Annotated in this window: 20 protein-coding genes and 1 pseudogene; 12 read left to right on the top strand and 9 right to left on the bottom strand. The window is 59.8% G+C overall.

The features are described from left to right. Positions 1 to 48: 48 nt before the first annotated feature. Positions 49 to 606: a TetR/AcrR family transcriptional regulator gene (locus tag ACO0LO_RS18270; protein WP_422966042.1), complete on the bottom strand. Its 558-nt coding sequence runs from the start codon at positions 604 to 606 to the stop codon at positions 49 to 51. 339 nt (positions 607 to 945) lie between these two features. Here ACO0LO_RS18270 and ACO0LO_RS18265 point away from each other — a divergent pair, with 339 nt between their 5' ends. Then, complete coding sequence (locus tag ACO0LO_RS18265; protein WP_422966040.1) at positions 946 to 1,638, top strand: hypothetical protein; 693 nt, start codon at positions 946 to 948, stop codon at positions 1,636 to 1,638. Between the two features lie 635 nt (positions 1,639 to 2,273). Here the strand turns inward: ACO0LO_RS18265 and ACO0LO_RS18260 are convergent. Beyond that, entirely contained in the window at positions 2,274 to 3,674 is a 1,401-nt protein-coding gene (locus tag ACO0LO_RS18260) for an MATE family efflux transporter (protein WP_422966038.1), read from the bottom strand. Positions 3,675 to 3,806: 132 nt separating this feature from the next. Then, positions 3,807 to 4,445 carry a DUF2239 family protein gene (locus ACO0LO_RS18255; RefSeq protein ID WP_422966036.1) on the bottom strand — a complete coding sequence of 213 codons (639 nt, stop codon included), beginning with the start codon at positions 4,443 to 4,445 and terminating at the stop codon, positions 3,807 to 3,809. Between the two features lie 128 nt (positions 4,446 to 4,573). On the opposite strand from ACO0LO_RS18255, the pseudogene ACO0LO_RS18250 reads away from it, so the two are divergent. From ACO0LO_RS18250 to ACO0LO_RS18235, 4 genes and pseudogenes are all read left to right on the top strand, one after another. Next, positions 4,574 to 4,873 (top strand): annotated as a pseudogene (locus ACO0LO_RS18250) (ArsR/SmtB family transcription factor); the annotation flags it as partial. Between the two features lie 18 nt (positions 4,874 to 4,891). After that, a complete protein-coding gene (locus ACO0LO_RS18245; RefSeq protein ID WP_422966544.1) occupies positions 4,892 to 5,377 on the top strand; it encodes an SRPBCC family protein in 486 nt (161 codons plus the stop codon). Between the two features lie 139 nt (positions 5,378 to 5,516). Next, positions 5,517 to 5,771, top strand: a complete 255-nt coding sequence (locus ACO0LO_RS18240) for a type II toxin-antitoxin system HicA family toxin (RefSeq protein ID WP_422966034.1) — start codon at positions 5,517 to 5,519, stop codon at positions 5,769 to 5,771. Then, positions 5,768 to 6,100: a type II toxin-antitoxin system HicB family antitoxin gene (locus ACO0LO_RS18235; RefSeq protein ID WP_422966032.1), complete on the top strand. Its 333-nt coding sequence runs from the start codon at positions 5,768 to 5,770 to the stop codon at positions 6,098 to 6,100. Before ACO0LO_RS18240 ends, ACO0LO_RS18235 begins: the two co-directional genes overlap by 4 nt. A 38-nt stretch (positions 6,101 to 6,138) precedes the next feature. On the opposite strand, the gene ACO0LO_RS18230 is transcribed toward ACO0LO_RS18235, so the two are convergent. Further along, positions 6,139 to 7,380, bottom strand: coding sequence for an MFS transporter (locus ACO0LO_RS18230; RefSeq protein WP_422966030.1), 1,242 nt, complete (start codon positions 7,378 to 7,380; stop codon positions 6,139 to 6,141). A gap of 180 nt (positions 7,381 to 7,560) precedes the next feature. Here ACO0LO_RS18230 and ACO0LO_RS18225 point away from each other — a divergent pair, with 180 nt between their 5' ends. From ACO0LO_RS18225 to ACO0LO_RS18210, 4 genes are all read left to right on the top strand, one after another. Beyond that, a complete protein-coding gene (locus ACO0LO_RS18225; protein WP_422966028.1) occupies positions 7,561 to 8,193 on the top strand; it encodes a helix-turn-helix transcriptional regulator in 633 nt (210 codons plus the stop codon). 75 nt (positions 8,194 to 8,268) lie between these two features. Then, positions 8,269 to 9,237 carry a threo-3-hydroxy-L-aspartate ammonia-lyase gene (locus ACO0LO_RS18220; protein ID WP_422966026.1) on the top strand — a complete coding sequence of 323 codons (969 nt, stop codon included), beginning with the start codon at positions 8,269 to 8,271 and terminating at the stop codon, positions 9,235 to 9,237. Between the two features lie 52 nt (positions 9,238 to 9,289). Then, complete coding sequence (locus ACO0LO_RS18215; protein ID WP_422966024.1) at positions 9,290 to 9,655, top strand: 5-carboxymethyl-2-hydroxymuconate Delta-isomerase; 366 nt, start codon at positions 9,290 to 9,292, stop codon at positions 9,653 to 9,655. Positions 9,656 to 9,667: 12 nt separating this feature from the next. Then, positions 9,668 to 10,567: a PhzF family phenazine biosynthesis protein gene (locus tag ACO0LO_RS18210; RefSeq protein WP_422966022.1), complete on the top strand. Its 900-nt coding sequence runs from the start codon at positions 9,668 to 9,670 to the stop codon at positions 10,565 to 10,567. A gap of 262 nt (positions 10,568 to 10,829) precedes the next feature. Here the strand turns inward: ACO0LO_RS18210 and ACO0LO_RS18205 are convergent, their stop codons facing one another. Further along, positions 10,830 to 11,129: a Dabb family protein gene (locus ACO0LO_RS18205; RefSeq protein WP_422966020.1), complete on the bottom strand. Its 300-nt coding sequence runs from the start codon at positions 11,127 to 11,129 to the stop codon at positions 10,830 to 10,832. Here ACO0LO_RS18205 and ACO0LO_RS18200 point away from each other — a divergent pair. Continuing rightward, positions 11,128 to 11,325: a hypothetical protein gene (locus ACO0LO_RS18200; protein ID WP_422966018.1), complete on the top strand. Its 198-nt coding sequence runs from the start codon at positions 11,128 to 11,130 to the stop codon at positions 11,323 to 11,325. The two genes, ACO0LO_RS18205 and ACO0LO_RS18200, sit on opposite strands and share 2 nt — an antisense overlap. Before the next feature lie 199 nt (positions 11,326 to 11,524). Further along, complete coding sequence (locus tag ACO0LO_RS18195; protein WP_422966016.1) at positions 11,525 to 12,535, top strand: hypothetical protein; 1,011 nt, start codon at positions 11,525 to 11,527, stop codon at positions 12,533 to 12,535. Between the two features lie 2 nt (positions 12,536 to 12,537). On the opposite strand, the gene ACO0LO_RS18190 is transcribed toward ACO0LO_RS18195, so the two are convergent. Beyond that, entirely contained in the window at positions 12,538 to 13,440 is a 903-nt protein-coding gene (locus ACO0LO_RS18190) for a phosphatase PAP2 family protein (RefSeq protein ID WP_422966014.1), read from the bottom strand. Between the two features lie 211 nt (positions 13,441 to 13,651). Here ACO0LO_RS18190 and ACO0LO_RS18185 point away from each other — a divergent pair, with 211 nt between their 5' ends. Then, positions 13,652 to 14,293: a LysE family translocator gene (locus tag ACO0LO_RS18185; RefSeq protein WP_422966012.1), complete on the top strand. Its 642-nt coding sequence runs from the start codon at positions 13,652 to 13,654 to the stop codon at positions 14,291 to 14,293. Between the two features lies 1 nt (position 14,294). On the opposite strand, the gene ACO0LO_RS18180 is transcribed toward ACO0LO_RS18185, so the two are convergent. The 3 genes from ACO0LO_RS18180 to ACO0LO_RS18170 are packed head-to-tail and all read right to left on the bottom strand — an operon-like array spanning position 14,295 to position 16,648. Further along, positions 14,295 to 14,879 (bottom strand): nucleotidyltransferase family protein, encoded by a 585-nt coding sequence (locus ACO0LO_RS18180; protein WP_422966010.1) that lies wholly within the window; start codon positions 14,877 to 14,879, stop codon positions 14,295 to 14,297. A gap of 14 nt (positions 14,880 to 14,893) precedes the next feature. After that, on the bottom strand, positions 14,894 to 15,466 hold the full coding sequence (locus ACO0LO_RS18175; protein WP_422966008.1) for a hypothetical protein: 573 nt from the start codon (positions 15,464 to 15,466) through the stop codon (positions 14,894 to 14,896). 24 nt (positions 15,467 to 15,490) lie between these two features. Further along, positions 15,491 to 16,648, bottom strand: coding sequence for a hypothetical protein (locus ACO0LO_RS18170; protein WP_422966006.1), 1,158 nt, complete (start codon positions 16,646 to 16,648; stop codon positions 15,491 to 15,493). Positions 16,649 to 16,672: the final 24 nt, after the last annotated feature.

Genomic DNA, 16,672 nt, shown 5'->3' with positions numbered 1-16,672 from the left:
GGCGATAATGCAGCGTATTGCACCCCGCGAATTGGTTTTTTTCGCCGGCTAGTCCGCGGCCAGGCCTGCCAGGGCACTCGCCAGCGCGCGCGTGCCCTGTATCAGCGCCGCTGTCGCCGCTTCAATACTGCATGCGGGCCGGCCAATGACCCAGCTTTCTACCAATGCCAGCTGTGAATCCGCGATCTGCCTGGCGATGAGTTCCAGCGGCGCCAGCGGACGCAAGACAGGCGCCTGCGCCAGCCGCGCAGCAATCAGGCCGGCCAGTGTATTCGCCAGCAACGGCCTGGTCGGCGAGCCCAGCAGCACGCGCGCGACCTGCTGGTTTTGCCGGAAGTGCTGCAGTAGATCCTCCACGCCTCCCACCGGCAAAGCCGGCAGCGCCAGGTCAGCCAGGATGGAAAACGGCTGGCTGATGCTGGCCTTTAACAGATCCTGCTTGGTGCGGTAGTGTTCGTAAAAGGTGGAACGGCCGACATTGGCGCGCTCGGCAACACTGCCGATTTTCAGCGCATCATATCCCTGGTCCAGCACCAGCTCCACAAAGGCCGCGTGCAGTGCGGAGCGCGTCTTTTGTGACCGGCGGTCGAGTTTTTCGGCGAGCATGCGGGTTTCTCTTTTGATGTGTGTTTGTTGCCGTATTGTTGACGTGTTTTTGCCGGACATCCCGGTGCTTTTGTCTGCTATCGGAGAAAGCGGCGCAAGCGCCTGCCAACTTTTCCTGCGTGTCTGATATTACTAGAGAACTCATTTCATAAATAGGAGTGAGAGGCAAATCCTACGGGAACGGCCCATTTGGGCGCATTGCAGCGTTGTGCCGCTAGCAAAGACGGCCGGTCTTTGTGTCGCAACACGCCTCGCACTGCATCCCAAATGGACTCGTTCGCACTCGCTCCTATTTAAGAAATGAGTTCTCGTATTCCATCTAAAAAGTAAAGGACTCACATGACTACACAAGCCGCCTCATCGTTTTCATCGCAGCGCCGCGTTGCAGCGCTAGCCATTGCCGGTGTCACCGCCCTGGTATTGGTGGCGCTGTCGCACCACCCGGTGGTCAGCCACCCGTCGTCGGTGCAGGACATGCTGATACAGATTGCTGCCCAGCAGCAGATGGACGGGCTGGTGCATGGCGGGCTCATCGCCTTGCTGGGGATATTGGCCTGTGGTTTTAGCGTTTTCAGCGATGTGCTGGGCGCACGCCGCGCACCGGTCTCATTCGCCAGAGCCGCTTACGTGCTGGGTTACTGCGCAATGGTGGGGGCGATGCTGCTGGACGGCTTTGTCACGCCGCAACTGGCGCGGCAATTCAGCAATGCGTCGGCAGTGGATATAGCGAGCGTCCATGTTGTGCTGAACGCAATCAGCGATCTCATCCAGGTGCTGAGCAAGGCCGGCCTGCTGGCGATGTGCGCCGCGCTCATCGCGTGGGCGTGGGCGCTGTACGCAGGCGAGCGCCCGACGCGCTGGTATGCCTGGTGCGCGGGCTTGGGCATGCTTGCAGGTTTGCTGCCCGCTCTATTCTTGTTGCTTGCGCAAATCAGCCTGGCTCCGGTTAGCCTGATGGTGATTTTCGGCTTGCATGCGGTGTGGAATTTTGCAGCGGCGGGTTTGCTTTTTGATGTGAGGAGGAACGCGTGACCGCAAGCCCTACAGTATTTTCGTAGGGTGCAATACGCTGCGCTATTGCACCCTGCGGACTGGCCCTCTCCCGCACGCGGGAGGGGATGCCCCACAGTAGCCTCGTAGCCTGGATGGAGCGTAGCGCAATCCGGGGCATGGCTCGTGGAAGGGGCCTATCAGCTTCCGATCATTCTGGACGTGTCATGCTCTCGCCATTTTTCAGCTACCCTGGTTTGCTCCCGGATTGCGCTACGCTCCATCCAGGCTACTTTCCTCTTTTTTTGGAGAATACGGTCCCCTCTCCCGCGTGCGGGAGAGGGTTGGGGTGAGGGGGGATTAAATTACGCTGAATCTTTTCGAATTCCTGCGTCGATAAAAACCGGAGATTCGCTGTCCTAAAAAACTTTTGCCCCAGATTGACGCCCCTCACCCTAGCCCTCTCCCGCACGCGGGAGAGGGGGAAGCGGTTTGTGGAACGAGCCTCTCAGCCCCGATCATTCTGGACGTGTCATGCTCCGGCCATTTTCAGCTACCCTGGTTTGCTCCCGGATTGCGCTCCGCTCCATCCAGGCTACTTTTCTCTTTTTTGGAGAGGGGATGCCTGCGCTTTCGGCCATGCTGCCTCCAGGCTGCTTTCTTTTTATCCCGTTGCATCACGCCATGGGCTGCACATCTCGCCGCCATACCAGCCGGTAATACGCCGAGTACAGCACCAGCATGGAGATAAATGCCAGCGCGTAGGCCCACCAGATGCCAGTGATACCTATTTTTCCGTCCAGCCAGTAAGCTGCCGGCACTTCTATGCACATAATGGCAAACATGCCCAGCACCATGGGGCCGAACACCGTGCCGCTGGCGCGCATGACGCCGACCAGCACATTGCCCATGCCCAGCGCCAGCACGCTCCACGCGACGATGTGCAGCAGGTTCAGCGCCAGCGCAACCACCGGCGCCTGCGTGAGAAACAGCCCTACTACCAGCGGCGCCAGCAGGTAGGCGGCAGCGACGAAGGCGCCAGTGACCACCAGGTTCAGCCGCAGGCCGGTATGGGCGATGGCGGGCAGGCGGTGACTACGCCCGGCACCGATGGCGTGCGAGGCCAGGATGGAGGCAGTGATCCCCAGCGACATCGCCGGTAGCTGTATCCAGCTCATGACCTGGTTGACGGCGCCATAGGCTGCTGTTGCATCCGGCCCGTGTTGGTTGACGAGCCGCAGCAGCACGATCTCCGCCACTGCCATTGTCAGCATCTGCAGCGATGCAGGCACGCCTATGGTCAGGATTTTTTTGGCGATAGCGGGATCGATGCGGATCAGGCGCAGCAACGCAGCGTCCGGCGCCAGCGGGTGGGCCTTGCGCCGCCAGTGCCAGAACATCCAGGCCATGGCGAGTGCAAAGGCCAGCATGTTGGAGACGGCCGCACCGGCCACGCCCAGTTGCGGCAGTATCCACCAGCCCTGTATCAGCGCGGGCGTGCTGGCCAGCGAAATTACGGTCGCCAGTGCCAGGGTTTTTAACGGAGTGACGGCATCGTCGACGCCGCGGCTCATGGAGGTCGTCAGCCATAGCAGAAAGGTCAGCGGCGTGCCCAGCAGCGCCAGCCTGGCATAGAGCACGGCGTCTGCCAGTATCCTGTCGGGCGTGCCGAGTGCGAGCATCAGCCACGGCGCGAATGCATAGCCGAGTGCGGCAGTCGTGAGGCCCACGCATAGCATCAGGGCCAGCGCAGTGCCGGCGATGGCCCTGGCTCTGGCAGCATCCTGCGCGCCCCAGGCATGCGCCGCCAGTACGGTGGCGCCGGCACTGAGGCCGATGATGATGGCAAGAAAAAAGAAAAACACCGGGAAAAAGGCCGATACGGCGGCAACCGCATCCACGCCAAGCAACTGGCCGATGTAGATGCCGTTGAAGGTGCCGGACGCGGCTTGCAGGAAATTGGTCAGCACCATCGGTATCAGGATGGACAGATAGGTCTTCCACAAAGGCGGTGCAGGCGGCGGATGCCGGGCGGGTATTGACGCTATGGAGGAGGGCATGGCCGTGCTGGTTTTCATATTGGTTTCCTTGAGAAAAAGGGAGCCCCTCCGGTGCGGCGGACCGCCCGGTTCAGGGTAAATAAACGTAGAGATTGCTAGTTAAAAACGGCGGTCCGTACCGCCGAAAAAATGCAGCTGAAGCGCGCTTATCTATCCATGCGGCGCTTCCAGGTCGCTGCCGGCCAGCCACAGCGTGTGCGCGCGCACGTCCTCCGGCCAGACTGCGGCCAGATGTGCCAGCCTGGCGTGGTCACCGGCGAACAGTGCGCGGCTGGCGTCTTCAAAACCAGGCAGGTCGCCGGCCATGGCAGACATGAAGTGGTAGCTGCGTTCTTGCGCCTTGCGGGTATTGTCTTTGTCGCCCTGCGCGCGGCGGGCTTCTTCCACCAGCTTGCGCAGCGCGACAGATGCGCCGCCGGGCTGCGCGGCCAGCCAGTCCCAGTGGCGCGGCAGCAGCGTTACTTCGCGCGGCACTACGCCCAGCTTGGGGCGGCCGCGGCCGCGCGGTTCTTCAGCGGCGGGTTCCGTTGCCGCTGCACTTGCAGCGTGTTCCTGCCGGGTCTCTTCGCCTAATCGCGCCAACACATCGTCATCGCTGCCGCGCGTATCCACGTCGATGGAACGGCCGTTGCGGTTATCGAACAGCAGCACAGGGCCGGTGGCGCCGGTTTCCAGCGCGTGCTTGAAAGCCAGTGCAGCGGCGGGCAGCGTGCCGGAGGCCAGCAGTTGATGGCCGTTGAAGGCAGTGTAGGTATGTGTGGCAAGTGTGTTCTTGGCAGGTGTGTTCATGACGGGGCTTTCATTTTTATCTGCACTAATAATATCCGGGTAAAAATAAAGTGTCAATATTTATCCGGGTAATAATCGCGAAAAGCCGATCTTGACAGGTGACTATATGGTCACCTATAGTGTTTTTCATGGATGAACTTTTCAAAGCACTGGCAGACCCCACGCGCCGCAGCCTGCTGGATGCGCTGTTTAAAAAAGACGGGCAGACGCTGGGCGAATTGCAGCAGCCACTGGAGATGACACGCTTCGGCGTCATGAAACACCTGAAGCTGCTGGAAGAGGCGGGCCTGGTGGTGACGCAGCGGCGCGGCCGGGAGAAGCTGCATTTCCTGAATGCAGTGCCGATCCGGCTCATCCATGACCGCTGGGTCAGCAAATTTACCGAGCCTTGGGCCGCGGCGCTGAGCGGCCTGAAACATGATCTGGAAAGCACGCCTGAGGAGAAGATGATGGAAAAAGTGTTTGAAATCTATATCAAGACCACGCCGGAGCGCCTGTGGCAGGCGATTACCGATACTGAGATGCGGCGCAAATACAATTTCGGCGCGGTCGTCAGGTCGGACTGGACGCCGGGGTCACGCTATGAGGGGTATGGCGGCGACAACCTGATCCTGGAAGGCGAGAACCTGGAAGTGGACCCGCCGCGCAAGCTGGTGCAAAGCTATCGCGCACTATGGGGTGAGGATGTGAAGAGCGAGGGTACGTCGCGGGTGACCTGGGAGATCACGCAGATTGCCGATTCCTGCCTGCTGAAAGTCACGCATGACCAGTTGCGCGAAGGCGCCAATAACCAGTTGTACGGTGGCTGGCCGATGCTGCTGTCCGGTATCAAGACCTTGCTGGAAACCGGAGAACTGCTGACGACACCGGGTTCATTGCGCTGGCTGGAAGGGCAGAAGGAGCATTTGAAAGGGGTTGCGGAGGGGACTTAAGAAAGGACCAATGAGGAGTGGGCCATGGGACAACAATGCCTGGAAAATGGGCCGAGACAGGGGTAATTAATAATCGGCATTTTCTGTGCCTACTATTTACTTTTTGGTTCGTGATATCAGAATGTGATATCATGAAAAGATGAAGGCAAAACACCAAAAAACCTTACAGGCTATTTTCGCCAAGCCGACTTCGGCCGGAATTGTGTTTGCCGACATCGAAGCTTTGATCAGACATTTAGGTGGGGAGGTGCGTGAAAGCGAAGGTTCGAGGGTAGTGTTTGAACTGAATGGCAAGCGGCTGTATCCCCATCGACCCCATCCTGGCAAGGAAGCCAAGCGTTACCAGGTGGAAGAGGTTCGCGAGCTATTGGCGTTACAAGGAATCAAGCCATGAATAATACGATGACCTACAAAGGCTATACCGCCCGCATTGATTTCGACCCCCGGGATGAAATCTTCGTTGGCCGAGTTCTCGGTGTTGCCGATGTCATTAGTTTTCACGCAGATACCGTCAAAGGTTTGACGGCGGAATTTCACAGTGCGGTCATGCATTACCTTGCAGATTGCAAGGAGACAGGGCGCGCGCCTGAAAAACCGGCCTCGGGAAAATTGATGCTGCGCATCCGCCCGGAAGTGCATGCGGCTGCGGCAATTGCAGCCCAGGCCGCCGGCAAGAGTTTGAATCAATGGGCAGATGAAGTGCTGGAACGCGCTGCTGTCTAAGGCCATAAGGCGCGCTAAATAAATTTCTAATAAATTTTTCAGGCAGACGCAGGCACCACGCCACCCACACCGCCATCCCGCTTTTCAATCGCCACGGAAACACCCAGCACCACAACACCGCCCAGCGCCAGCGCCGCGCCTACCCAGCCGGTGGAGCGCAGGCCCAGGCCCATGGCGATCGCCATGCCGCCGGCCCATGCACCCAGGGCATTGGCGATATTGAAGGCGGAGTGGTTCAGTGCGGCGGCCACGGTCTGCGCGTCGCCGGCGACGTCCATCAGCCGGGTCTGTACCGCAGGGCCGATGGCGATGCCGGCGCCGATGGCAAACAGGTTGATGGCGGCAGCCCAGATATTGGCGCTAGTGTAGGTGAAAGCGGCCAGCGCGCAGGCGTTCCAGATCAGCACGCCGAAGATGGTCCATACACGGGAACGGTCGGCCATCCAGCCGCCGACCAGGTTGCCGATGGTCATGCCGATGCCGATCACCGCCAGCAGCAGCGACACCACCCACGGCGTGACATGCGTGATTTCCAGCAGCGTCGGCGTGACGTAGGTATACACCGCAAACATGCCGCCGAAGCCTATCGCCACCATCAGCAGCGTCAGCCATACCTGCAGGCGGCGGAATACACCCAGCTCGCGGCGCGGGCTGGCATTGCCGGCAGCAATCTTGGGCACGAAGATGCGCACCAGCAGCATCGTCAACAGGCCGATGGCGGCAACTGCCAGGAAGGCGGCGCGCCAGCCTATGCCCTGGCCCAGCCATGTCGCCAGCGGCACGCCGATGATATTGGCTACCGTCAGCCCCAGCATCACGCGGGCCACGGCTTGCGCGCGACGCTCCGGCGGCGCCAGCGCCGCAGCCACCAAGGCTGCCACGCCGAAGTAGGCGCCGTGCGGGATGCCCGCGATAAAGCGCGCCAGCACCAGCATGCCATAGTGCGGCGCCATCGCGCTGAACAGGTTGCCGACTGTGTACATCAGCATCAGGCAGACCAGCATCAGCCGGCGCGGCATGCGCGCCAGGAAGATCGTGATCAGCGGCGCACCCACCACCACGCCCAGCGCATAGGCGCTGATCATGTGCCCCATCTCCGGCAAGGTCGTACCCAGGTCATTGGCGACCACCGGCAAGATGCTCATGGAGGCAAATTCGCCGGTGCCGATGGCCAGGCCGCCCACGGCCAACGCCAGATCGGCCCAGCCGGCGCCATAGGGAGCGCTGATGCGCGGAATCGGATCGCTTACGGGGGAGTGGGAAGAATCGGGGGAATGCATTGATGATGGTATGAAGGTGTAGTTTGAACTACGTAGTTTTAATACGTACGGCGAAAGCGAAGAATATCATGCTTGCGGTTTGTAAGTTGCTTGTCATTCATGAAAGATGGCAAAAACCCAAGCTTCAGAATGGCTTTTTTTGACATTTACATTAAATCTAAAATTAGATAATATGTGTAAATGCGAAAAAACACCTCTCAGGAACAAACCGTACTCATCGAGCAGCTGCAGCAAATAGCGCAGGGGCTGGGCGAGACCTTTGCGCCCTTTTGTGAAGTGGTGGTGCACGATTTGCGCGATGCCAGCCATTCCATCGTTTCCATCCACAACAACCTGTCAGGACGGCAGGTGGGCGATGCGACGACCGAGCTTGGCCTGGCGCGCGTGGCAGATGCGCATTACCAGCAAGTGATTGCCAATTATGCAAACCGCTTTCCGGACGGCAGGCAGGCCAAGAGCACGTCGATCGGCATCAAGGATTCCAGCGGCCAGTATGTGGCGGCGCTGTGCATGAATATCGACGTGACGCTGTTCGGCGCGCTGCAAAGCATGCTGGCGCAGTTCGGCCGGGTTGACGATGCGACCGGCGTGCGCGAGACACTGGAGCCGGTAGGTGCCGATGTGATCCGCCAGCGCATAGACCAGTATGCGGCGCGCCTGGGTATCACGCCACGCGCCTTCAAGACCGAAGAGCGCCGCGCGCTGATGCGCGAGCTGCGGCAATCCGGCTGCCTGGATGTGCGCCGCTCGGCAGAAACCGTGGCGGCCCATCTTGGCATTTCGCGGGCCACGGTCTATAACGATGAAAAGTAGTTGCACGGCATACCGCAAGCTGCACCGCATCCTGTTTGCAACAATCTCTACCCCTCTTTTTGAAAGCGACCCATCATGGACCACCTAGCACTTCCCACCTACGCCGATGTCGCCGCTGCAGCGGAACGCCTGCATGGACATGCGCACAAAACCCCGGTGCGCACCTCGCGCACGGCCAATGAAGAACTGGGCGCCGAACTGTTCTTCAAGTGCGAGAACTTCCAGCGCATGGGGGCGTTCAAGTTTCGCGGTGCGATGAATGCACTGCAAAAATTTGATGCGCGCCAGCGCGCGGCGGGTGTCATCACTTTCTCTTCCGGCAACCATGCGCAGGCCATTGCGCTGGCGGCCCGCATGCTGGGCATTCCTGCCACCATCGTGATGCCGCTGGATGCGCCTGCCGCCAAGGCCGCTGCGACCAAGGGCTACGGCGGCAATATCGTCACCTATGACCGTTACACCGAAGACCGCGAGCAAATCTGCACCGCGCTGGCGGAAAAACATGGCATGACGCTGATTCCGCCTTACGACCATGCCGATGTGATTGCCGGCCAGGGCACGGCAGTGAAGGAATTGCTAGAAGAAACCGGCCCGCTGGATGTGCTGTTTGCGCCCTTGGGCGGCGGCGGGCTGTTGTCGGGCTCCGCGCTGGCGGCAAGACAGCTGGCACCCGACTGCACGATCTACGGCGTGGAGCCGGAGGCCGGCAACGACGGGCAGCAATCCTTCCGCAGCGGCAGCATCGTCCACATCGGCACCCCGCAAACCATCGCAGATGGCGCGCAGACGCAGCACCTGGGCGGGTTGACCTTCCAGGTCATCAAGCGCGACGTCAACGATATCCTGACCGCAAGCGACGAACAGCTGGTGCAGTGCATGCGCTTCTTTGCCGAGCGCATGAAAATGGTGGTGGAGCCGACCGGTTGCCTGGCCTATGCCGCGGCGCGTCAGATGAAAGAGCAACTGAAGGGCAAACGCGTGGGCATCGTCATCAGCGGCGGCAATGTCGATATGGCGCGTCTGGCCGGCTTCCTGGTGGGCTGATTTCTTATCGCCTTCTCATTCGCCTCCATCCTTCACATAAAACAGGACCGACATGCCGCAACTCTATCTGGAATATACCGCCAACCTGCCGGATTTTGACGCCGGTGCGGCGCTGGCCGGGCTCAACAACGCGCTGGCTGCCACCGGCGAGTTCGAGGAACACGATATCAAGAGCCGCGCGCAACGGCTGGACAGTTTTGCCGTCGGCACCTCTGCCGATGCCAGGGCGTTTGTTCATGTGCGGCTGGCGCTGCTCAGCGGGCGCTCCGCGGAAACCAAACGCATGCTGGCCGATACGGTATTGCAGGCGCTGGAGAAAACCGGCCCTTGGCCTGCCGGCATGGATGTGCAGCTGACGGCAGAGACGGTGGACATGGACCGCGGCTCGTATGCGAAGCTGCGGCTGCAAGAAAACTAAAGGGAGCCAGTGATGCCTACAGTAGAAGTCGTCAATGTATTTACCTCCGCAAGTGGCGGCGGCAACCCGGCGCCCATCGTCATCGATGCCGGGGGACTGGATGAAGCCGCGATGACGGCCATCGCAAAAAGCTACGGCCATGAAAGCGGCTTTGTGTTCAGCCCCGACAGCGGAACGGACGCCGATTTCCGCTTCCGTTTTTTTGTGCCGCGCCATGAGATGAGCATGTGCGGCCATGCGACGATAGGCGCGGTCTGGCTGCTGCACCGGCACGGCCGCATTGGCGCCGGCCCGGTTGCCGTGCAAACGCTGAGCGGCAAGGTCACGGCGCAGCTGCGGGCAGAGGCGGACGGCACGCAGTTCATCGAGATCTCGCAGCCGGCAGGCACTGTACAGGAAATCCCACGGCCGGAACTGCGCGAAGACATCATCCGCGCCATCGGCCTGGAGCCGGCCGATATCCTGGACTTGCCTTTTCTGAATGCCTGCACCAGCCGCATCAAGACGCTGATCCCGGTGCGCAGCCCCGCAAGGCTGGACGCAGCCCGGCCCGATTCCGCGCGCATAGAGCAGCTATGCGAGCAGATCGATTCCACCGGCCTCTACCTGTTCTCGCCGGACAGCAGCGTGCCGCGCAAGTTCGATGCGCGCCAGTTTCCAAAATCGTCCGGCTACCCGGAAGACGCCGCCACCGGCATCGCCGCGGCAGCGTTGGCCTTCGGCTTGCTGCACTACGGCCTGGTAAAGTTAAATGGCCAGCCGGTGCTGGTGCACCAGGGCCGCGCGATGGGCTGCCCGTCCGACATCCATGTGCGTTTTGATCTGGCGCCGGGTGCGGCTGCGCCGGTGGGATGTTTTGTCGGGGGCAGGGTGGTGCTGGCGGAGGGGCAGCATGCTCAGCGTCATAGCTGAGGAGAATTTTATCCGCCCAAGCTATTGCTTTTGCGGTGACGGTAGCCTGGGTAGAGCGTAGCGCAACCCGGGGCATGGTTTCTACGACGGCATCTGTTCCAGCGTCCGGGTTTGCTCCCGGATTTCGCTGCGCTGCATCCAGGCTACTTTTCTCTTTTTTGAAGAAACGCCGAACGCGTTGCTGGCAATGTCGGATAGCTTCGCAGGTTGGGCAAACGCTTTACCTGCCCAACACGCACTCTACCTACGGCATTCGCCTTATTCAGACCTCGTAGTCAAACACCAGCAGGTCTTCCAGTAAAGGCTTCAGCACGCCGACAAACGCCTGGTGTACCGGGTGGGGCAGGTAGGCGTCGCGCGCTGCGGCGTCGGTGAAGCTGACAACGGCAACATGGTTGTAGCCTTTAGCGAGGTTTTCCGGGCTGACGTCGGGGCCGTGTTCAAACCCTGTGATGCCGGGTATCTGCGCAGGCAGCTTTGCAAAGGCTTCCATGCAATGCGCCAGCTCACCGGCGGAAGTGCCTTCCTTGAAGCGCAAAAGTATGATGTGGCGGATAGTCATGTTTATTTTTCCTATGTGGAACGATACACGGCGCAGCGAAGAATTTATTATGGTATTACGTTTCCGTTTCCGCTGTTTGAAACCGGCTGGCAGAAAGTTCTTTCCGGATTTTTTCAGCTACAAAATGGGTGAAGGTATTTTGTTCCGCCGGAACCTCCTGCTCCGCCGTGATTTGATACGCGCTGAAAGAGCATAAAAAAGCCAGCGTGCCAAGGCATCGTCGAAAACTGTGCGTCATGTTTTGCTATCTAGCGGATGCTGAATCCTTGCACGAAAATATTTAAAAGGCAAGGTTTTCAATTGACGATAAAATGCAGCTTGTCACCTGCTTCATGCGACTATTTTTCTTCCAGGGATTTAAACTGCAATGCATTTTTATCAGGGTTAGAACATACATGCCAACGCATATCGCAAACAAGTCTGCTGACGTAGTTGAAGTCCGCCGTCGCAGCATCCTGTGCCTGCTCGTCGCAACAGCAGGTACGGCCTTGCTGCCGACGCTGGCAACGGCATCAACAGAAGCCGGCAATAATCTCATGCCGCAATTCTGGAAAGCCTACGATCTGGCCGGGGCAGGGGACAGTACCGGCAATGACAGGGCACAGGCTTTGCTGGATGGCTTCTTCCTGCCGCAGCAGGAATTGATGTCCGGCGCGGGTGTCAAGGTTTCGCTGAAGCAGGTTGCCGGCTGGCTGAAGAAGTTCGATCCCATGGCCGACGATGTGCGCGCACTTTCCGCCACGGTTCCATCCGCGTATGCCAGGCAGCTGGAGCGTTTTTGCGCTGCGCTGCCGGATTTTGACAGCGCCGCTGCACCGGTGTATTTCATGCCCTCGCTGTTCCAGTTCGACGGCCATCTGCAGCCGTGGAAAGGCGTGCTGCCGCTGTTCGTGGGGCTGGATGGCATCGTCTATTACCACGGCGCGCAGGCAGACCTGACGGTGCTGCTGAACCACGAGATGTTCCACCTGTACCAGGGGCAAAAAAATCCGGCAATGATGCTGGACCCGGCGCCGCCGATTTACGTCAATTTGTGGATGGAAGGCGTCGCTACCTATATGAGCCAGTTGTTGACGCCTGGCGCCACGCGCCTGCATGTGCTGCTGGACGACGCGCACCTGGCCGCCGCCGGCCCCGCGATGATGCGCACCATCGCCACGGATCTGTTGCAACACCTGGATTCAAACAGCGATGCGGACATGGAGCGTTTTTTCAGCATCGGCTACCACGGGGACATTCCGGCACGCGGCGGCTACCTGATCGGCTTGGCTATTGCAGAGCGCGCTGGTAAAAACATGACGCCGGCGCAGATGGGGGCTTTGCCGGCGTCGGAGATACGTGGAATAGTGATGGAACAATTGAAGGCAATAGCGGGGGGGATCAGCTTGTTCTTGCGCGGGCCCTAGATCTATCCCCGCTTATCCGTTCCCGTTCCGCTTCCTGAGGAGGCCAGCCGCAGTTTTACCAGCAGCCACGGCACCGGCAAGGCGATGAAGCATCCTATGATGAAGCCTTTCGCCACCGGCCAGGCCAGTGATGGCGGGTTGAGTGAAGCGTCGATATACTTCAGCAGTTTTTGCAAGGCCAGGAAGGCGACTACGCCCACACCCGTGGCCAGCAGCCTGCGCCAGCACTGGGGCGACAGCGAATACCCTAGTGTACGTTCATCCGCGTAGCGGCCAATGATGCCGCCGGCCATCCAGCCGGCGACGATAGGCACATAGTCCGGTGCGATGCCCTTGTCCGGCCAGCTGAGCAAGGCGGCCGACGTGACCACGGCGATCAGCGCCACGGTCCAAAGCAGATTGGTTTGCCAGAACCAGCGGCGGCCCTTGATGCGGGCAAACACCACAAGTGTCAGCGCGCCCAGTGCCGCGCCGGCCAGCACATCCTCCAGATCATGCGCGCCCAGGTAGAGCCGGCTGAGAATCACTCCCAGCGTAATCAGCGTACACAGCACCCATACCCAGCGCCGTTTCAGCTCGTACGCCAGCCACATCCAGATGACGACCGACATTTGCGCATGCCCGCTGGGCAGGCCGTAGCTGGCGCCGACCAGGTCGTCCAGGCGCAAGGACAGCGGCGGGCGCGGGTCCTGGAACAGGTCCTTGACGTAGGCGTTCAACATGGCGCTGAAGGTGATCAGCAGCATCACCCGGAAAAAGATGGCCTTGCTCCAGCCCCAGTAGCCCAGCGCCATGAAGAACATGATGAAGGTGGAGTAACCCAGGAAGGAAAGCGCAAAGGCCAGTGACGTCAATGCCGGTGAACGGAAAGGGAGTACCCAGGTAATATCGTGCAGAATGTCCATCAAGGGAGTGTGGGCGTTGCAAAAAATATAAATTTAACATGGCGCCCGATAAAAGCACAGTCATGCATGAGAGAGACCGAGTATTCGAAGGAGCCTATTCGCTGTATCGCTTCGGTATGTGCCACACTGTTATGCCGCACCCCCTGGCATGGCGTGGTAGCATGAAGCTTCGTCAAATTACGCCGATACCGGCGCACATGGTCTCATTCACATGCAAACCCACACCCTTGCCGCCTATGCGGCCATCGCCGCCTTGTCCATTGTCAGCCCTGGGCCTTCCATCTTGCTGAGCCTGCGCAATGGCGCCAGCTTTGGCGCGCGCTCGGTGCTGTGGTCCGCGTTCGGTAATATCTCCGGCGTGTTCTGCCTGTCCGCCGCGGCGATACTGGGCCTGGGCGTGCTGCTGAAGTCGTCGGCGATATTGTTCGCGGTCGTCAAGGTGCTGGGCGCCTTGTATCTGTTTTATATCGGCGTCAAGCAGTTGTTCAACAAGACATCGGCAATTGCCTACGAATCCAGCGCGGATGCAACCAGCACGCCGCCCGTTCCGCGCAAGCTGTATATGGAAGCGTTTTTCACCGCCGTGACCAATCCCAAGGCCGTGCTGTTTTTTACCGCGCTGTTCCCGCAGTTTGTCAGCTCGCAAGACCCGCTGGCGCCGCAATTCTTTACGCTGACCGGCATCTTCATGGCCCTGTCGTACACCACCCACCTGAGCTACGCGCTGCTGGCCTCGCGCGCCAGGAACCTGCTACTGAAACCCCTGTTTGCCAAATGGATGAACCGCATCGTGGGCAGCGTGTTCATCGGCTTCGGCACTTTGCTGCTGGCGCTGCGCCGACCAGCGGCATAGCTTAAGAAGGCTCAATAATCCTTACCATCGGCCAGCGTTCGCGATAGCGTTTCTGCTCCAGGCGCTGGTGGTAATTCTCTACACTGGCCCGCGCCGGGTTATGCCGCACCGTCAAGGAAAAAAGGTCATCCAGGCCGTGCGGCGCGATGACCTGTATCGCATCATCATTCAGCGCCAGCCCCACACAAGTTGCATACTCAGGCCACGATCCAACCGCCTGTTCCAGCGACGCAAGCGGCGCAACTTCATGGCCGAAATAGTTTTCAAACCACAGGTGCACTGCCGCCTGGTTCGTCACTTCCCAAGGGACGCCGGGCATGCCGGCAGCCAAACGGGCTTGCAATGCACCTTCGTTCGCGGGCGCCAAGCCGGATGCCTCAAAGTAGGCCACATCAATATCAGGCAAGGCCGACGGCGCCGCAAACCCATGCAGCGCATCCCACACCATATTGCGCACTGCTCCGGCGCCTATGCACCAGGACGCCAGTTCCAGTGCACGAACTGCGTGGAGGGCGGGCATGAACCACGGTGATGCGCGTGTAATGGAAATGAGGCGGGCGTGCAGTTCCGAGGAAGAAGAGTGCATGGAGGGTGTTTTCTCTAGCGGCCGGATTCCTTGAGCTCTTTCACCGCCTGCGCATACTCGTTAGAAGCCTTCAGCCTGTCCAGATAGCGGATCTTGCGTTTGCTGCTCATGGCGATGGTATAGCCGGACAAGCTGCCGCGCGCGCCGCAGTGCATTCTGCAACTGGAGATGGCGTCGGGCGTGGCGCGGTCGGTGAGGACGAGGTTCTTGCCCGTTTGGCTGATCTTCAACTCACAGGGCGGCTCGCCTTCCAGCGGTTTTTCTGGGTCGTGGTAGATGAAGGCGCCGTTGTCGTAGCCGGCCATGCCGGAGATGCTGCAGGAGTGGCCGTTATAGAACTGCAGCTCCGCGCGCAGGTAGATATGCGAGGCGTCGTAAGGCACGATTTCGACGATGTCTTCAGTCTCGTAAATTTCATCTGCTTCGCCTGGCGCTTTGCCCGGCGAGATGATGCCGCTCTTGAAGCGGTGCTTGTAGACGCCTTCAATTTCCGTCATCAGTTTTGACGGCGCAGGGCTTGCTGCATCGGCTGCGTGCGCTGCGTGGGCAGATACGGCGAGCAATAAAAGCAGTAGCGGGAATTTCATTGGTGGCTTTCAGAGAAATTACGCTTAAGGGAAGCTGCCCTGTTTCAACAGCGCCCGGTTGGCCTCTTTCCAGGGCAGCGTACGGTACTCGGCACGGCAGGGGCGCTCTGCTTCGGAATATACGTCCAGCACGATGCCCAGTCCCTCTTTGGTGGGGAATACCTGGGCGTAGGACTTGTCGTTGCTGCCGGTGCATTGCGCATCCTTGCAATCGTATCTGGCTGCGACGGCGGCCCAGCAGTCGTTGTCTTCGCCGGCGGGCGCCTTGTCTTCGGTAATGTATTGCTTCAGCGCCTGTGCAACCAGGCTCTTATCGGTTTTGACGTTGAAGGCAGTTTTGGTGGCTGGGGCCACCCGGTAGAACCGTTCAAACTCCACCGGATCGCCCGTCTGCAAGTCGTAGGTGCGTACGCCGAAACCGAACTGGGGGTGGGCGCCGCCGGAGTAGCCGCCTGCGCCGCCGCCGATGGCGAAATACCGCTCATTGGCGAAATAGACGGCGTTCTCTTCATCGAAATCGCCATTCGGGCGGGCTTGCGCATACAGCGCCGAAGATACCTGTTCGTTGAAGTATTTTGTCAGCGTGGCGTTGATCTTTGCCATGGCGGCAGCATTCGGCGCCACGGTCAGCAAGGGCATATGCACGCCGGAACGTTTGTCGGTAACGATATGCCAGCGCACGGTTCCGTTTTTTTCTTCCTTGCCGGTGGCGACGGGCGCTGCTACGCGCAAGGCTTCGACCCAGCGGTCTGTTGTACTGTCCGTTGCCTTGGCAGAGGCCGGCCTGGTGTCCGCCGGTGCTTTGACCAGATCTACCTGCAAGGGCTTGGATGACGGGGTCTTGCGCCATAGCGCCTTGGCGGCATCGTCGGTAAAGGTGATATTCCAGTAGCCGCTGGGTTTGCTGCAGACTTCATCGGCCCAGGTGGCCGGGCATTCGATGAACTGGTCCTTGCCGGCCGCCTGGAACAGCGTGATGTCCAGGCCTATATTGCGGTAGAAATAGTTGCCCGCGGCTTCCTTGGCGGTATCCCCGCCGTTGATGGAGAGGACGATTTCCTTCCCGGCCAGCTTGCCGAGGTAAGGGCCGTAAGGCCCGCCGGCAACGGCAAAAGCGGATGAAGAAACAAGGGCCAGCAGCGAGATGGCGGCAAGATGTTGGAGGGCAGGGCAGTAAGGCATGGAGGGCTTCCTGGACTATATATC

Source organism: Undibacterium sp. TJN25, assembly GCF_049339885.1.
Classification (GTDB): Bacteria; Pseudomonadota; Gammaproteobacteria; order Burkholderiales; family Burkholderiaceae_D; genus Undibacterium.
This window is presented reverse-complemented; position numbering and strand designations above follow the sequence as displayed.

Excerpts from the sequence above, each read along its gene's own strand:
- ACO0LO_RS18265 (WP_422966040.1), top strand. The coding sequence starts at position 946 with ATGACTACACAAGCCGCCTCATCGTTTTCATCGCAGCGCCGCGTTGCA.
- ACO0LO_RS18255 (WP_422966036.1), bottom strand. The coding sequence starts at position 4,445 with ATGAACACACCTGCCAAGAACACACTTGCCACACATACCTACACTGCC.
- ACO0LO_RS18260 (WP_422966038.1), bottom strand. The coding sequence starts at position 3,674 with ATGAAAACCAGCACGGCCATGCCCTCCTCCATAGCGTCAATACCCGCC.
- ACO0LO_RS18220 (WP_422966026.1), top strand. The coding sequence starts at position 8,269 with ATGGACCACCTAGCACTTCCCACCTACGCCGATGTCGCCGCTGCAGCG.
- ACO0LO_RS18175 (WP_422966008.1), bottom strand. The coding sequence starts at position 15,466 with ATGAAATTCCCGCTACTGCTTTTATTGCTCGCCGTATCTGCCCACGCA.
- ACO0LO_RS18180 (WP_422966010.1), bottom strand. The coding sequence starts at position 14,879 with ATGCACTCTTCTTCCTCGGAACTGCACGCCCGCCTCATTTCCATTACA.
- ACO0LO_RS18170 (WP_422966006.1), bottom strand. The coding sequence starts at position 16,648 with ATGCCTTACTGCCCTGCCCTCCAACATCTTGCCGCCATCTCGCTGCTG.
- ACO0LO_RS18235 (WP_422966032.1), top strand. The coding sequence starts at position 5,768 with ATGAATAATACGATGACCTACAAAGGCTATACCGCCCGCATTGATTTC.
- ACO0LO_RS18225 (WP_422966028.1), top strand. The coding sequence starts at position 7,561 with ATGCGAAAAAACACCTCTCAGGAACAAACCGTACTCATCGAGCAGCTG.
- ACO0LO_RS18190 (WP_422966014.1), bottom strand. The coding sequence starts at position 13,440 with ATGGACATTCTGCACGATATTACCTGGGTACTCCCTTTCCGTTCACCG.
- ACO0LO_RS18195 (WP_422966016.1), top strand. The coding sequence starts at position 11,525 with ATGCCAACGCATATCGCAAACAAGTCTGCTGACGTAGTTGAAGTCCGC.
- ACO0LO_RS18240 (WP_422966034.1), top strand. The coding sequence starts at position 5,517 with ATGAAGGCAAAACACCAAAAAACCTTACAGGCTATTTTCGCCAAGCCG.
- ACO0LO_RS18270 (WP_422966042.1), bottom strand. The coding sequence starts at position 606 with ATGCTCGCCGAAAAACTCGACCGCCGGTCACAAAAGACGCGCTCCGCA.
- ACO0LO_RS18185 (WP_422966012.1), top strand. The coding sequence starts at position 13,652 with ATGCAAACCCACACCCTTGCCGCCTATGCGGCCATCGCCGCCTTGTCC.
- ACO0LO_RS18210 (WP_422966022.1), top strand. The coding sequence starts at position 9,668 with ATGCCTACAGTAGAAGTCGTCAATGTATTTACCTCCGCAAGTGGCGGC.
- ACO0LO_RS18215 (WP_422966024.1), top strand. The coding sequence starts at position 9,290 with ATGCCGCAACTCTATCTGGAATATACCGCCAACCTGCCGGATTTTGAC.
- ACO0LO_RS18245 (WP_422966544.1), top strand. The coding sequence starts at position 4,892 with ATGATGGAAAAAGTGTTTGAAATCTATATCAAGACCACGCCGGAGCGC.
- ACO0LO_RS18200 (WP_422966018.1), top strand. The coding sequence starts at position 11,128 with ATGTTTATTTTTCCTATGTGGAACGATACACGGCGCAGCGAAGAATTT.
- ACO0LO_RS18205 (WP_422966020.1), bottom strand. The coding sequence starts at position 11,129 with ATGACTATCCGCCACATCATACTTTTGCGCTTCAAGGAAGGCACTTCC.
- ACO0LO_RS18230 (WP_422966030.1), bottom strand. The coding sequence starts at position 7,380 with ATGCATTCCCCCGATTCTTCCCACTCCCCCGTAAGCGATCCGATTCCG.